We start from the raw sequence: 14979 nt of genomic DNA on the forward strand, positions 1-14979 counted from the left end.
TTATTAAATTGAGAATTAAAAATTGAAAATTGAAATGAGGGGAGGGCAGGTTCGGTCAGTGGGCTGACTTTCTGTTTCTCCCCACTCATTATTTGTTGGTTTTAGCGCTTTTCTTTAAATCGCGTGACAATCTCATTGCACAGAAATTAGGTCCGCACATCGTACAATATTCTCCATCGATATGATGTCCTGCACGGAAATAGGTCTGCGCCCGCTCCGGGTCGAGAGACAGGTCGAACTGATCTTTCCAGCGGAACTCATAGCGAGCTTTACTCAATGCGTTGTCTCGTACCTGTGCACCCGGGTGTCCTTTTGCCAGGTCAGCGGCATGAGCGGCTATCTTGTAGGTAATGACTCCTACGCGTACATCCTCTTTGTCGGGTAAGGCAAGGTGTTCTTTCGGAGTGACATAACAAAGCATAGCCGTACCCAGCCATCCGATTTGTGCGGCACCGATAGCAGAAGTGATATGGTCGTATCCGGGAGCAATATCCGTCACCAACGGGCCGAGTGTATAGAATGGGGCGTCATGGCATTTTTCAATCTGACGTTCCATGTTCTCTTTGATTTTATGCATCGGAACGTGTCCGGGGCCTTCAATAAATGCCTGAACATTCTTATCCCAGGCACGAAGCACTAATTCTCCCATGGTATCCAGTTCGGCGAACTGCGCTTCATCGTTCGCATCGTAGATAGAACCCGGACGAAGTCCGTCGCCTAAAGAAACGGCTACATCATATTGTGCCAGGATATCACAAATATCATCAAAGTGATCGTATAAGAAACTTTCCTGATCGTGTACGAGACACCATTTACTCATTATGCTTCCTCCACGGCTGACAATACCGCACAACCGCTTATCGGCAAGATGAACATTATGGCGGCGGATCCCTGCATGAATGGTGAAGTAATCTACACCTTGTTCACATTGTTCAATCAATGTATCCCGGTAGATTTCCCAGGTGAGATCTTCCACTATGCCGTTCACCTTTTCAAGTGCCTGATAAATAGGAACCGTGCCGACGGGTACGGGACAATTACGGATAATCCATTCGCGTGTTTCATGAATATTTTCTCCTGTGGAAAGATCCATCAAAGTATCTCCACCCCATTTGCAGCTCCACAATGCTTTCTCCACTTCTTCATCTATGCTTGAGGTAGTAGCCGAATTTCCGATATTCGTATTGATTTTCACAAGGAAGTTGCGTCCGATAATCATCGGTTCAGCTTCCGGGTGGTTGATATTGGCCGGTAATACAGCACGTCCTTCTGCAATCTCCTGACGGACAAATTCTGGAGTAATGTGGGTCTTAATTCCCAATTCCTCGCAATTCATGTTCTCGCGGATTGCTACATATTCCATTTCAGGGGTGATAATCCCTCTTTTGGCGTATGCCATTTGAGTGATTGCTTCTCCTTTTTTAGCGCGATAGGGCAGAGCGATGTGCTCGAAACGTAAGTGATCGAGACTTTTATCGTCCCTTCTCATTTGTCCGTATTCCGAAGTAATTTCGGGAAGTTGTTCCACATCACCACGGCCTACAATCCATTCTTCACGCATACGGGGCAGTCCTTTTTTAAGATCAATGCTCATATCTGCATCGCTGAACGGTCCGCTGGTATCATATACATATATCTCCGGGTTCGGTGTTGCTATCTTTTCTTCGCCTTCAAAGCTGACACTGGGCACTTGTTCCACTTTCCGCATCGCTACACGGATATTCGGATAAAGTTTACCGGGTAAATAGACTTTCTGCGAGCGGGGGAATTTTATTTTTTGTTCCATAGTTTATTCGTTTTTAATCAAGAAAAGCCGTTAGAGGTGAACTTGCTTCTGCCACGAAGTCGACGGCTTGTAATCCTAATCCTGCCTCGTAAGCCTGTCTTCCGGCTTCTGTAGCCGCTTTGAATGCTTTTGCCATTTCTACCGGATTTCCGGCAACGGCTATTGCGGTATTTACTAATACAGCGGAAGCTCCCAGTTCCATTGCTTCGGCAGCATGACTGGGTGCACCGATGCCCGCATCTACGACTACCGGGATACCTGCCTGTTCGATAATGATTTGCAGGAATTCTTTGGTCTGCAGTCCTTTATTGGTACCGATTGGTGCACCGAGCGGCATAACGGTAGCTGCGCCCGCTTCTTCCAGACGTTTGCAGAGTACAGGGTCAGCCTGACAATAAGGCAACACGATAAAACCCAGTTTTACCAGTTCTTCCGTAGCTTTCAGTGTCTCGATAGAGTCAGGGAGCAGATAGCGTGGGTCCGGGTGAATTTCCAGTTTCAGCCAGTTTGTTCCAAAGGCTTCACGAGCCAGTTGTGCTGCAAAAACAGCCTCCTCTGCATTACGTACACCGGAAGTATTGGGCAATAGCTGAATATTCGGATGAATAATATGTTTCAGCATGTCATCCTCTTTGTTGTCCATGTCGATTCGTTTCATGGCAACAGTAACCATTTCCGTGCCTGAAGCCAGAATAGCTTGTTCCATTACTTCATTGGAATTGAATTTTCCTGTTCCCAGGAAAAGACGGGAGTTAAATTCGCGTCCCGCAATTACTAACTTTTCCATTCTATATATATTATAAATTAAATTACTGATTGTACATCATTGCTTTACGCATGATTCAGGATTCTACGTGTTTCTTCTATCGGATTATCCGCTCCGAGAATGGTTCCCGACAGGGCTATCCCGTTTACTCCTGTGTGAAGTATGGCAGGAATATCCTCATAAGTGATTCCTCCAATCGCTACTACGGGGATTTCGATATTCGCCTCTTTCATCTGTGAAAGGATGGAGGAATAGCCTTCCAATCCCAGTACAGGGCTTAAATTCTTTTTGGTGGTAGTAAACCGGAAAGGACCGATGCCAAGATAATCGGCACCGGCACGATAGTGCTGTACAACATCTTCGAATGTATTTGCAGTGCCGCCGATAATGAAAGCCTCTCCAAGAATTTGGCGGGCCTGGTCGATAGGCATATCCTTTTTGCCCAGATGCACACCGTCCACTTCCAGCTTTCGCGCCAGTTCAACGTGATCGTCCAGAACCAGGATTGCTTCGTGCTCTTTACAAAGCGGTTTCAGTTGCAGGGCTACTGCCTCCACTTCTTCGAGAGGAGCCTCTTTCATGCGTAGTTGGATCCATTTGCACCCGCCTTCGAGTGCCATACGTGCCGATTCGAGGTACGAGTACCGTTCGGTCTGATGCGTGATAAATTGTAGACTGACCATTCCCTTATCCTCCGCAAGCAGCTTTGATAATCACCAGGTTATCGTTCTCATGCAATATGAAACCCTCCCATTCGGTACGGGGAATCATTTTGTTGTTTACGGCGATAGCAATGCCTTGAACCGGAAGTTCGAGCTGTGCTGTCAGTTGTGTAAGGGTAGAGTCGGGAGTAATTTCCACCTCTTTGTTGTTCACTTGTACTTTCATTGTCCTATCAGAATAAATAAGTTGAAAGTAAATACAAAGAGCGTGCTTGAATGGAAAGGCGATAAGAAGAAACACAATCCCTACGTCAGTACTAACTGCCTCAGGTTCCTAGGGTATAATCTCAGCCCCTCATGGGGCACCCCTTTGTCTTTACGGGGGCAAAGTAAGTGAAAAAGAAACAGAAAAACACTAAATCATTCGATTTTTTTTCATTTTTCTGTTGATTCCTGTTTTTTGATAGGATGAGAAAAGATAAATCGGGCGCCATTTTTGTAATTCTTGTCAATCCAGATATCACCTCCCATATATTGGATGGTCAGTTTGCAGATAGCCAGTCCCAATCCTGTACCCTGTACGAACTCGTTCAGCTTTTCGAAACGTTGGAATACCAGCTCCTGTTTATCTTCGGGGATTCCGGTGCCGGTATCAGTTACCGAGAACAGCATACATTGCTTTTCTTCGTCCACTTCATAATCCAGCGTAATGCTTCCTCCGGCAGGAGTGAATTTCAAGGCATTGTTCAGCAGATTGATAATAATCTGCTGCAGGCGCAAGGGATCTGTGTAGAGCATGTAAGGCTCTTTAGGCATTTGCAGTTTAATGTCTACATCCATTGTCTTGTTCCGGTTGGTCAGAGTAATCATATTCTGGCAATGGTTCACCAGCTCACACCATTCATAGTTGAATTGCAGTTTTCCTGATTCCAGGCGTGATATATCCAGTACATCACTAATCAGTTGGAGCAACAGATTGGAGTTGGTCTGGACAATATCTGCGTATTCTTTCAGTTCGTTATTCTGCTCTACCGAACCGATAATCAGGCTGGAGAAACCGACAATAGCATTTAGCGGAGTCCGTATCTCGTGGCTCATATTCGAAACAAAGGCACTTTTCAGTTGGTTAGCTTCTTCGGCGCGCTCTTTAGCATCACGCAATTCGACTTCAGACTCTTCCAGTTTCTTTTTATCTTCCCGTAGTTGTTTCGTAGTTCTTTCAAGGTGATTCTTCAGGATTTTAGTCCGGTAATAGTAATACAGCGAAATCATTAGACTTCCTACTAATACGAGAAATATAATCAGGATGAATTGTACTTCTGTCTTATAGGCCACAAAGAACGGGATGGGCTGATTGATTACCATTGAGTTAACAGGTAACTTCTTGTTTTCAAATCCCCATTCCTTTAGTTTCTTCGCATCAAATTTATATCTGTTGGGTAAGATATTGATACTGCTGATATCAGTTTCCTTCTGGTCTAAAAAGCGGTAGGCATATTCTCCCATGCTTTGTCCCACTCCTTCATATTGCGGGACATATCCTCCGATAGCCCAGTAACCTATTGCAGTGGAAGTCATGCTGAACATAGGCAGGAGAGGATTGGCTTTGGAAAAAGCATAAACGGAGTTATTCATGTAAGTAATGCCCCGGTTGTCGATTCTCCAGATGCCAAGCAACATGACTGTGTTTCTGGGAAGATTGCGCAATTGACTGGCAGCCATATCGAGTGTATGGATGCGGCCGTCGACGTAAGTGATAGACAACTGTGGGAAATGTTGCAGGTTTTTCTTGAACCATGCCAGTTCGGCAAGTCCGTTGTATGTGTTATCCGATACAAATACAAGGTGTTCTGTTTCCGGATAGAAATCCTGTATCATTTCAATATCTTTTTTAATGTCATATTCGTATGTGCTACAATATCTTACGTTGTATTCCTTCATGCGTTCCATTAAGTTAATGCTTTCGGGATTATAGCTTCGGATGTCGGTCGAATCCTCCGGAATACGTATTCCGTTGCGTGACGCCATTGCACAGAAAACAGGAAGCTGCTTGTACTTTTCATCTTCGAGATGAAGGAAACTGCTCCATGCTTCACCACCCAGGAGAATAACTAATTTGGCTTTCGGATGTTTGTCGAGAATATCAGTTAATATTTTTTTTCATTGATGCGCCTGCGTTAAGTCTGTTGCATTCATATTTTCTACCATGGTCGAATATCTTCCTCCCAATTGGGTGTAGGTTTCTACAAATGTGCTGATGTTATCGTAGGTATATTTAGTGTCAGAATTATAAGAGGTGATAAACAGGATTTCTTCCTCAGATTCTTCTGTGGTGGCAGCATTGCCGAAAAGGGGGAGGAAAAGGAGTACAGCAATGGAGACAATAAATCGTATTTTTTTTCTTTTATACAGTATCATAATTGTTTGTTATGTTGTTTTATGAGTTGCAAAAATACAACTAATGCATCTGATATACAATAAAAGTCTGTTTCTTTTTAATCTGTAAAAAAGGTCGCTGTGAAAAACACAACGACCTTTTCCATAAGTATAGTTTAGCTTGTAAATTTGCTTACATTCTTTTTTCAACCACATCCCAGTCGATGATATCCCACAGGGCGTTTACGTGGTCGGCACGGCGGTTCTGGTAATCCAGATAATAGGAGTGTTCCCAAACGTCAAATCCAAGAAGTGGTTTCAAACCGGCACGTACCGGATTGCTGCCGTTCCCCTCTTTAGTGATTTTCAGTTTACCGTCTTTATCTACGGATAGCCAAGCCCATCCTGAACCAAACAATCCGACTGCTGCTGCATTGAATTCTTTCTTGAAGTTTTCAAAGCTGCCAAAGTCACGTTTGATGGCTTCTCCCAGTTTACCGGCCGGTTCTTTCTTCGAAGGTTTCGGGGCAAATTGCAGGAAGTACAGGTTGTGGTTCAATACTTGTCCGGCGTTATTGAATATAGCTCCATCCGGTGCGGCTGCAACGATTTCTTCTACCGTTTTACCTTCATATTCTGTTCCGGGCACGAGGCTATTCAGATTATTTACATACGTTTGTAGATGTTTTCCGTAATGGAAATCTATTGTTTGCTGACTGATTACAGGTTCCAACGCATTGTTAGCGTAAGGAAGTTTAGGCATTTCGTAAGTCATGGTCATCATAATTAAAGACATTAATATAGTATTCATAATGTTACAAGTTTTAATTGGCTTGCTATACTATAATAACAGAAGCCCTTTGCAAAATGTTCACAGCATCTTACTTTATTTGTAAATGTACTGTATACGTTCCACTTCTTTCGGATGCTCACGGTCGGTCCGGCAGATCCATTGGCCCGTATTATCATATTCATAATAAGAATTGCTATCGATCTGGTTTCCGTATTTATCGTACAGGCAGGTCAGGCATCCCGATGTTTTCTGGTTATTGCCTAAAATCCGTTGGTAAACGATCTGTGTCAGATAACCGTATTTATCGTATTCATAAGCATCTTTTTGTGAAATAATCTGATCCGAAGAATTGGCAAAAAGCAGGTTTTGATGTTGGGATGAAATCAATCTGCCTTTATCATCATATTTGTTTGCGGTGTACGCCTGAAGTTCTCCATTCTTATTATACTCTTTGGTTTCGGTCAATAACCCCTGTTTATTATAGGAACTTATGATGACTCTTCCATCTGTATACTTGAGCGAATCACTCTCGATACTCCCGTCCGTACCGATACGGCGTGTCCGTCGGTAGAGATCCGTTTTGGTTTTCGGATTCGTTTGCACTTCAAAGATGCAGTGACCTTGCGGATCGTATAATCTGTTCGTTTGTATTTCATTGCTTGGCTGACCATTCTTTACGGTAAGCGACAATGTAGAAATGAGCTGTCCCTTATCGTCATACGAATAAGTGGTCGAGGTATTTCCCGTACTGTCATTTTCCGCAGACTTAATCAATCGTCCTCCATTATAGTATTTCACGGAAGTAGGAGTGGATATGATTGTTTGCAGAATAAACGGTGTCCGTAGTGCATTGGCCTGGTCACGAAATTCCTTGTATCTGTGTGTGCAAAGAAAATCCTGCAGCATACTCAAAGATTCGGAATTAACAATGGCAGCTTTTAAAAGCTCAAAATCAGCTTTTTCACTAAGATATTCAAGGTCGTCCAGATGAGTACGTGCTATGGAAGTCAGGTAAGGTGATTGCTTATACTCGTCAATAATCTGCCGGATGGCTGTTGCGTTTCCTTTCTCCCGGAGGCTGTCGATTCCTTGAAACAGAAAATCATCGTATAACGCGCGGACTTCCGGAAGGAATGGACGCGTATCTTTATCCGTGAAGAATTTCTGCATGTTGGCGTTATCAAAAAATGCCTTGAAATTCGCTGATGTCGGATTACTCTTTACAATCTGGTAAAGCCGTTTGTTTTCCGCAGTGTTGATTTGAGAGATAAATTTGCCGTTCGGATATTCCGTGATGTACGTTTGATAAATATTCAGCGTAGGTGTTTTCAGCATACCTTCCAGTAAAGCCATTTCACGGATGTCCCGTACCTTTTGCAAGATGGTAGAATCTCCCGGATAACCGCTTGACTGGATACTGTCCATCAACGTCTTGCTAAAAGGGATTTGATCTTTCGAAGCTTCCAGAATGGAGATAACAGCCAGTTCCGCTTTGTTTTGTACGTTGGAAAGTTGTATTTTCTCTTCTTCACAGATATTGGGAAAATAAGCTTTCGTTGCCCTTTCGTAGCATCCGAAATAGTTGGTGGCAGCCTGTTCGCTTTGCTCGTTCCACAATCCGTTGAGCACATCCAATAATGCCAGTTCCTCGGCATAATAGGTTTGTGTCTCGTCATCTATCTTATCACGGTTTTTCTGCCATTTGTCGGCGTCATTATCGTTCAGATACCTTAGCAGCTTTTCCAGGCGGCTCTGCTTTTGTGCCATTGCCTGTGGAATGCAGGCGACCAGAAACAAACTCAAAATAATCGATAAAAATATACTTCTTTTCATTGCTTTTTGGTGTTAGGTTAAAATAGTTAGTGATGAAAATTCATAAAAATACCTTCATTTTCGAATGAATATTATACTTTTGTATTGAGAACAAATTTGAATGCCAAGGGTTTGTTAAAAATCCACATTGTTTTTATAATGCTGTTATGAATACCAATTATATAGATGAATTGAACGAGAGTCAGTGTGCTGCAGTGACTTATAATGACGGTCCTTCGCTGGTGATAGCCGGTGCAGGTTCGGGGAAGACGCGCGTATTGACTTATAAAATCGCTTACTTGCTGGAACAGGAGAACGGCTACAATCCGTGGAATATCCTTGCACTGACCTTTACGAATAAGGCGGCGCGCGAGATGAAAGAGCGTATTGCCCGTCAGGTAGGTATGGAACGGGCACGTTATTTGTGGATGGGGACTTTCCATTCCATCTTCTCACGGATTCTTCGTGCCGAAGCAACATTTATCGGGTTCACTTCCCAGTTCACCATCTATGATACGGCTGATAGTAAGAGTCTGCTCCGTTCCATCATCAAAGAGATGGGATTGGACGAGAAAACTTATAAACCGGGAGTAGTGCAGGCACGCATCTCCAATGCCAAGAATCATCTGGTTACTCCCACAGGGTATGCTGCCAATAAAGAGGCTTACGAAGGAGATATGGCTGCCAAGATGCCTGCTATCCGTGATATTTATACCCGTTATTGGGACAGATGTCGTCAGGCAGGCGCAATGGATTTCGATGATTTACTGGTGTACACCTATATTTTATTCCGTGACTTTCCGGAAGTGTTGGCACGCTATCGGGATCAGTTCCGTTATGTGTTGGTAGATGAGTATCAGGATACGAATTATGCGCAGCATAGCATTGTCCTGCAACTGACTAAAGAAAATCAACGGGTCTGTGTCGTGGGAGATGATGCGCAAAGTATCTATTCTTTCCGTGGGGCGGATATTGACAATATTCTCTATTTTACAAAAATCTATCCCAATACGAAAGTTTTTAAACTGGAGCAGAATTACCGTTCCACACAAACCATTGTTTGTGCTGCCAACAGCCTGATTGAGAAGAATGAACGCCAGATACGGAAAGCCGTGTTTTCGGAGAAAGAAAAGGGGGAACCTATCGGCGTATTTCAGGCGTATAGCGATGTGGAAGAGGGAGATATTGTAGCTAATAAGATTGCGGAACTGCGACGGGAGTATCGCTACGGATATGCTGATTTTGCCATCCTGTATCGTACGAATGCACAAAGCCGTATTTTTGAAGAGGCTCTTCGGAAACGGAGTATACCTTATAAGATTTACGGAGGACTTTCGTTCTACCAGCGAAAAGAGATAAAAGATGTGATTGCTTATTTCCGTTTGGTAGTGAATCCGAATGATGAAGAAGCATTTAAGCGAATCATTAATTATCCGGCTCGTGGTATTGGAGATACGACAGTCGGGAAGATTATATCGGCGGCTACCGATCATGGCGTAAGTCTTTGGGCGGCACTCTGTGAACCATTGAGTTACGGACTGGATATAAATAAAGGAACGCATGCAAAACTGCAAGGCTTTCGTGAATTGATAGAAGGTTTCATTGTCGATCAGGCAGATAAGAACGCTTATGAAATAGGAACGAATATCATCCGTCAGTCCGGCATTATCAACGATGTTTGTCAGGACACATCCCCCGAGAATCTAAGCCGTAAGGAAAATATAGAAGAGTTGGTGAATGGAATGAATGACTTCTGCGCTTTGCGGCAGGAGGAGGGTAATCCGAATGTGTCTCTTACCGATTTCCTTTCGGAGATTGCATTGCTTACCGATCAGGATTCCGACAAGGCGGATGATGGGGAAAAGATAACGTTGATGACAGTTCATTCGGCTAAAGGATTGGAGTTTAAGAATGTATTTGTGGTCGGTCTGGAAGAAAACCTGTTTCCCAGTGGGATGGTAGGAGATTCTCCCCGGGCACTGGAAGAAGAACGTCGTTTGTTCTATGTAGCTATTACTCGTGCGGAGGAACATTGTTATCTGTCTTTTGCCAAAACCCGTTTCCGTTATGGAAAGATGGAATTTGGAAGCCCCAGTCGTTTCTTGCGTGATATCGATGTTCATTACTTGCAATTGCCGCATGAGGCAGGAGTGAGCCGTGCTGTCGATGAAGGTGCAGGACGTTTCCGTAGAGAGATTGAAGGAGGATTCACCCGTTCAGCTTCTCCGTCGCGTGCCCCTTTCGGAAGTACATCTTCCGAACAACGTGAACGTCCGAAAGCACAGATCATTGCTTCCAGCGTACCGAGGAATTTGAAGAAAGTTAGTACTGTTAGCCCAAGTAGCGGTGCACAGGCAACCTCTTCCACTTCGCCATCGGTAGCAGGAGTACAGGCCGGACAGATGATAGAGCACGAACGTTTCGGATTGGGTGAAGTGATTAAAGTAGAAGGAACGGGAGACAATGCGAAAGCAACTATTCATTTTAAAAATGCGGGAGACAAACAACTATTATTACGTTTCGCTCGTTTTAAAGTGGTAGAATAAATAATAACACTAAATAGAGAGACTCATGAAGAAACAACTAACAGTAATTTTGCTTTCCGCTTTGATTGTGAGTGGATGTGCGTCGGGGCGTATGGGAAATCCGGGAGCTATCATGGCAGGTGCTTCTATCGGAGGTAGTCTGGGAAGTTCGATAGGCGGACTTATCGGAGATAATAATCATGGCTGGAGGGGCGGTTACCGTGGTTCTGCTATTGGGAATATTGTGGGAACCATTGCCGGTGCGGCTATTGGAAACGCGTTGACGGCGCCGAGGCAAGAGCAAATAGAGGAAGATGCGTATATTCCTGAAGTACGGGAAGTGCGTGTGCAAAAGTATAAGAAACAGCCGCAAGTGCAACAGCCTATTTCTCAACTGAAGTTGCGCAAGATCCGTTTTATAGATGATAATCGCAGTCATGTGATTGATGCGGGAGAAAATAGCAAGATAATCTTTGAGATTATGAATGAAGGGAGAAATCCTGTTTATAATGTAGTTCCTGTGGTAGAAACGGTGGGGAAGGTGAAGCATCTCGGCATTTCTCCTTCCGTGATGGTGGAGGAAATTCTTCCGGGTGAAGGCATCCGTTATACCGCTTCCATTCATGCAGGTGAAAAATTGAAAGACGGTGAAGTGACATTCCGTGTCGCAGTGGCGGACGAGAATGGAATGATTTGTGATTCGCAGGAATTTACCTTGCCTACACAGCGCGGAAACTAGAGTTAAAAGCCCGAAATATTCGGTTTAAATATAGTGACGGTATTTGCCTTGGATAGTGACGCTATCCTAAGCATATACCGTCACTATATTGGTGGGATAGCGTCACTATTTTAATGGCTATTAATAAGGTAGTTCTTTAGATAAGTTTATGTGAATCGAACAATGCAATTGAATGATATTGTAGGGTTTTATAATAATATTAAGTGTCATGTAATCATTTTATTTCGTATCTTTGTTCATATTTCCAATAAAAGCATTAGAGTGGTATGAAAGAGACATTTAGAAGATATCCTATCGGAATACAGAATTTTGAGGATTTACGTAATAATGATTGTGTGTATATTGATAAAACTGCATTAATTTATCATTTGACTCATACAAATAAGATTTATTTCCTTAGTCGTCCGCGTCGCTTTGGAAAAAGTCTTCTAGTCTCTACTCTTGAAGCTTATTTTTCCGGAAAGAAAGAGTTGTTCGAAGGATTGGCTATGGAACAGTTAGAGAAAGAATGGACTGTTTATCCTGTGTTGCATATTGATTTTAGTAGAACGAAATACACCACAATCGAAGATTTGCAAGAGCAATTGAATCTTTATCTAAGCGAATGGGAGAGGACTTATGGGAAAAATGAAGAAGAAACGAGCTATGCAGCCCGTTTAACCGGTTTGCTTCAACGAATCTACCAACAGACAGGAAAGCAGGCTGTTGTATTGATTGACGAATATGATGCACCTTTATTGGATAGTAATAGCGACTCTGCTTTACAAGGACAATTGCGAACTGAAATGCGGAAGTTTTTCAGTCCTCTTAAAGCGCAAGGGCAATATCTTCGTTTCTTGTTTCTGACAGGAATCAGCAAGTTCAGTCAGATGAGTATATTTAGTGAGCTGAATAACTTGCAGAATATCAGTATGAGCGATGATTATAGTGCTATTTGTGGTATTACAGAGCAAGAGTTGCTAAGTCAGATGCAACCGGATATTGAGAGGATAGCTCAAGCGAATAATGAAACCTATGAAGAAGCTTGTCGGCATTTGAAACGGCAGTATGACGGTTATCATTTCAGCAAGATTTGTGAAGATATTTACAATCCGTTCAGCCTTTTCAATGCATTTTCGCAAAGAGATTATAAGAGCTTTTGGTTTTCTACCGGTACGCCTACTTTCTTGATTGAAATGTTACAGCGAATGGACTTCAGTCTTACTCTATTGGAAAAGATGGAAGTGAAAGACGAAGATTTTGATAAAGCGACAGAGGTTATTACCGATCCGATTCCTGTACTTTATCAGAGTGGCTATTTGACTATTAAAGGATATGAACCTCTCTTTCGTACATATACATTAGGTTATCCCAACGAAGAAGTTAAGATAGGCTTTATTGAGACTCTGATCCCTTCCTATCTCAATCAACCGACACGTGAAAGTAATTTTTATGTAGTCTCTTTTGTAAGAGACCTGATGAAAGGTGATATTGAGCAGTGCCTTCTTCGTACTCGTTCTTTCTTTTCTTCTATACCTTATGATTTGGAGAATAATCAGGAAAAGCACTATCAGACTATTTTCTATTTGTTATTCCGTTTGATGGGGCAATATGTGGATGTAGAGGTTAAGAATGCTATTGGTAGGGCTGATGTGGTAATCAAGATGCCTGATGCGATTTATGTGTTTGAATTTAAGGTAGACGGAACTCCCGAAGAAGCGTTGGCACAAATTAATAGTAAACAGTATGCCATTCCTTATGAGGTAGAGCATCGCAAGGTTGTTAAAGTTGGAGTGAATTTCGATAGTACAACGCGGACTTTGGGACAGTGGAAGATAGAATATTCTTAGTAGAAAGAAATTGAAGCATATATACTTGAAATCAAACATTTTCTGCTTACCTTTGTTAGCTTGAAACAAGATAACAAGAAAGGAGACGAACTTATGTCAAGTAATTATATTCGTTTCGATTGGGCTATGAAACGTTTATTGCGTAATAAAGCCAATTTTGCAGTTCTTGAGGGCTTTCTAACTACTCTTTTGAATGAAAAGATAATCATTCGGAAGCTTTTAGAGAGTGAAAGCAATCAAGAAGATGAGTTTGATAAGTATAATCGTGTAGATATGCTTGCTGAAAACTCGAAAGGTGAACTTATTCTGATTGAAGTTCAGAATAATAATGAGTATGCTTATTTTCAACGTATGCTGTTTGGTACTTCAAAATTAGTAACCGAGTATATTAATCGTGGAGAAGGTTATGATAAGGTACGTAAAGTATATAGTGTCAATATTGTCTATTTTTCTTTAGGTAGTGGCAAAGATACCGTATATCACGGTAAAACGGAATTCCGGGGAATTCATCAGGGAGATATGCTTGAACTGACTCCTTTTCAAAAACAAACTTTTAAAGTGGATACAGTAAGTCAACTTTATCCTGAATATTATATTTTGAAGGTCAATGATTTTAATCAGGTAGCTAAAAGTCCGTTGGAAGAATGGATCTATTATCTGAATACAGGTGATATTCCTGATAGTGCGACTGCTCCAGGTTTAACAGAAGCCCGTGAACGATTAAAACTTGACAAGATGACTAAAGCAGAGCTTGATGCTTACTATCGCCATTTGGATAATATTGTCATATTAAAAGATAATATATTTACGGAACGTGCAGAAGGACGTGCAGAAGGACATGCTGAAGGTCGTGTAGAGGGTCATGCTGAAGGACGTGTGGAAGGTATTAATGAAGGCCGTCTGGAAGAGAAAAGGGAAGCAGCAAGCAATATGAAGACTCTGAATATTCCTCTTGATGTTATTTCGCAAGTCACAGGCTTGTCCATAGAAGAAATAAAGGCGTTGTAATAAACGCCTCTATATAATTGTTAGTATCCTATATCATCTTAGACATGATATAGGATTTTTTTATATATGGAAGTCTTGAAATGAGAACATACATAAAAATTGGATATCTTATGCGTTTCTCCTGCTTGAATTTAAAACAGAGTCTTGTATGCGAATAAATATGTGAGTAATTAGGGATTGTGGAAATCCGTGGTGCTTTGTTTTTAGGTTATTTGGATACTTATTGTTTGCTGTAAAGAGGCTATTTGCGGATATTCGTTTGATTATTTGATAAGTACTTTCTTTTTGCTATATTTGATTTGGATGGAATATAGTGTGAAATAGCTGAAAATATACCGATAAATTTGGGTCTCACCGATGAATGTATTGTTCCTCGGTGAGGAAGGGAGCGACGCACACCGGGCAACGAGTCGTTCCTCGGTGAGGAACAAAGCTTAGTTAGCGGTAAATAATTCGTTTTTTATCCCTTATTTATGTAATATTTAGTCTGAAAACGGTATATTCTTGCATTGATTTATGCATTTATTTCTCTCTTTGCTTTTATTTTGATTTAATATTTATAGAGTAAATCTTAAAAATAGACTAATTTCTTTGGTTGGAAAGATTATTTTTGATATAACCAAAAACTCAAAATAGTGGTTCTTCGTCAAATTTGGTGGTAATCTCTTTTTTATTTCAACTGT

10 protein-coding genes, 1 pseudogene and 1 riboswitch are annotated in these 14979 nt (G+C 41.9%); of the genes and pseudogenes, 4 read left to right on the top strand and 7 right to left on the bottom strand.

The window, feature by feature from the left end; genetic code table 11:
* Positions 1 to 88: 88 nt before the first annotated feature.
* The 7 genes and pseudogenes from thiC to DXA54_RS20680 form a co-directional block, all read right to left on the bottom strand.
* Positions 89 to 1786 carry a phosphomethylpyrimidine synthase ThiC gene (gene thiC / locus DXA54_RS20650; protein WP_004303540.1) on the bottom strand — a complete coding sequence of 566 codons (1698 nt, stop codon included), beginning with the start codon at positions 1784 to 1786 and terminating at the stop codon, positions 89 to 91.
* Positions 1787 to 1799: 13 nt separating this feature from the next.
* Positions 1800 to 2573, bottom strand: a complete 774-nt coding sequence (locus tag DXA54_RS20655; protein ID WP_004295706.1) for a thiazole synthase — start codon at positions 2571 to 2573, stop codon at positions 1800 to 1802.
* A 44-nt stretch (positions 2574 to 2617) separates the two neighbouring features.
* Entirely contained in the window at positions 2618 to 3235 is a 618-nt protein-coding gene (locus DXA54_RS20660; RefSeq protein WP_004312310.1) for a thiamine phosphate synthase, read from the bottom strand.
* A 4-nt stretch (positions 3236 to 3239) separates the two neighbouring features.
* Positions 3240 to 3440, bottom strand: a complete 201-nt coding sequence (gene thiS, locus DXA54_RS20665) for a sulfur carrier protein ThiS (protein WP_004303537.1) — start codon at positions 3438 to 3440, stop codon at positions 3240 to 3242.
* Between the two features lie 60 nt (positions 3441 to 3500).
* Positions 3501 to 3594, bottom strand: a riboswitch (TPP riboswitch).
* Positions 3595 to 3649: 55 nt separating this feature from the next.
* Positions 3650 to 5632, bottom strand: a pseudogene (locus DXA54_RS20670) (ATP-binding protein).
* A gap of 151 nt (positions 5633 to 5783) precedes the next feature.
* On the bottom strand, positions 5784 to 6401 hold the full coding sequence (locus DXA54_RS20675) for a superoxide dismutase (protein WP_004295710.1): 618 nt from the start codon (positions 6399 to 6401) through the stop codon (positions 5784 to 5786).
* Positions 6402 to 6476: 75 nt separating this feature from the next.
* Complete coding sequence (locus tag DXA54_RS20680) at positions 6477 to 8216, bottom strand: RHS repeat protein (protein ID WP_120080563.1); 1740 nt, start codon at positions 8214 to 8216, stop codon at positions 6477 to 6479.
* A gap of 146 nt (positions 8217 to 8362) precedes the next feature.
* Here DXA54_RS20680 and DXA54_RS20685 point away from each other — a divergent pair, with 146 nt between their 5' ends.
* From DXA54_RS20685 to DXA54_RS20700, 4 genes are all read left to right on the top strand, one after another.
* Positions 8363 to 10741, top strand: coding sequence for an ATP-dependent helicase (locus DXA54_RS20685; RefSeq protein ID WP_004312306.1), 2379 nt, complete (start codon positions 8363 to 8365; stop codon positions 10739 to 10741).
* A gap of 25 nt (positions 10742 to 10766) precedes the next feature.
* Positions 10767 to 11459: a hypothetical protein gene (locus DXA54_RS20690; protein WP_004312305.1), complete on the top strand. Its 693-nt coding sequence runs from the start codon at positions 10767 to 10769 to the stop codon at positions 11457 to 11459.
* A 266-nt stretch (positions 11460 to 11725) separates the two neighbouring features.
* Positions 11726 to 13288 (top strand): ATP-binding protein, encoded by a 1563-nt coding sequence (locus DXA54_RS20695; protein WP_004312304.1) that lies wholly within the window; start codon positions 11726 to 11728, stop codon positions 13286 to 13288.
* A 93-nt stretch (positions 13289 to 13381) separates the two neighbouring features.
* Positions 13382 to 14296 carry an Rpn family recombination-promoting nuclease/putative transposase gene (locus tag DXA54_RS20700; protein ID WP_004312303.1) on the top strand — a complete coding sequence of 305 codons (915 nt, stop codon included), beginning with the start codon at positions 13382 to 13384 and terminating at the stop codon, positions 14294 to 14296.
* Positions 14297 to 14979: the final 683 nt, after the last annotated feature.

This window comes from Bacteroides sp. OF03-11BH (genome assembly GCF_003604005.1).
GTDB lineage: Bacteria > Bacteroidota > Bacteroidia > Bacteroidales > Bacteroidaceae > Bacteroides > Bacteroides ovatus.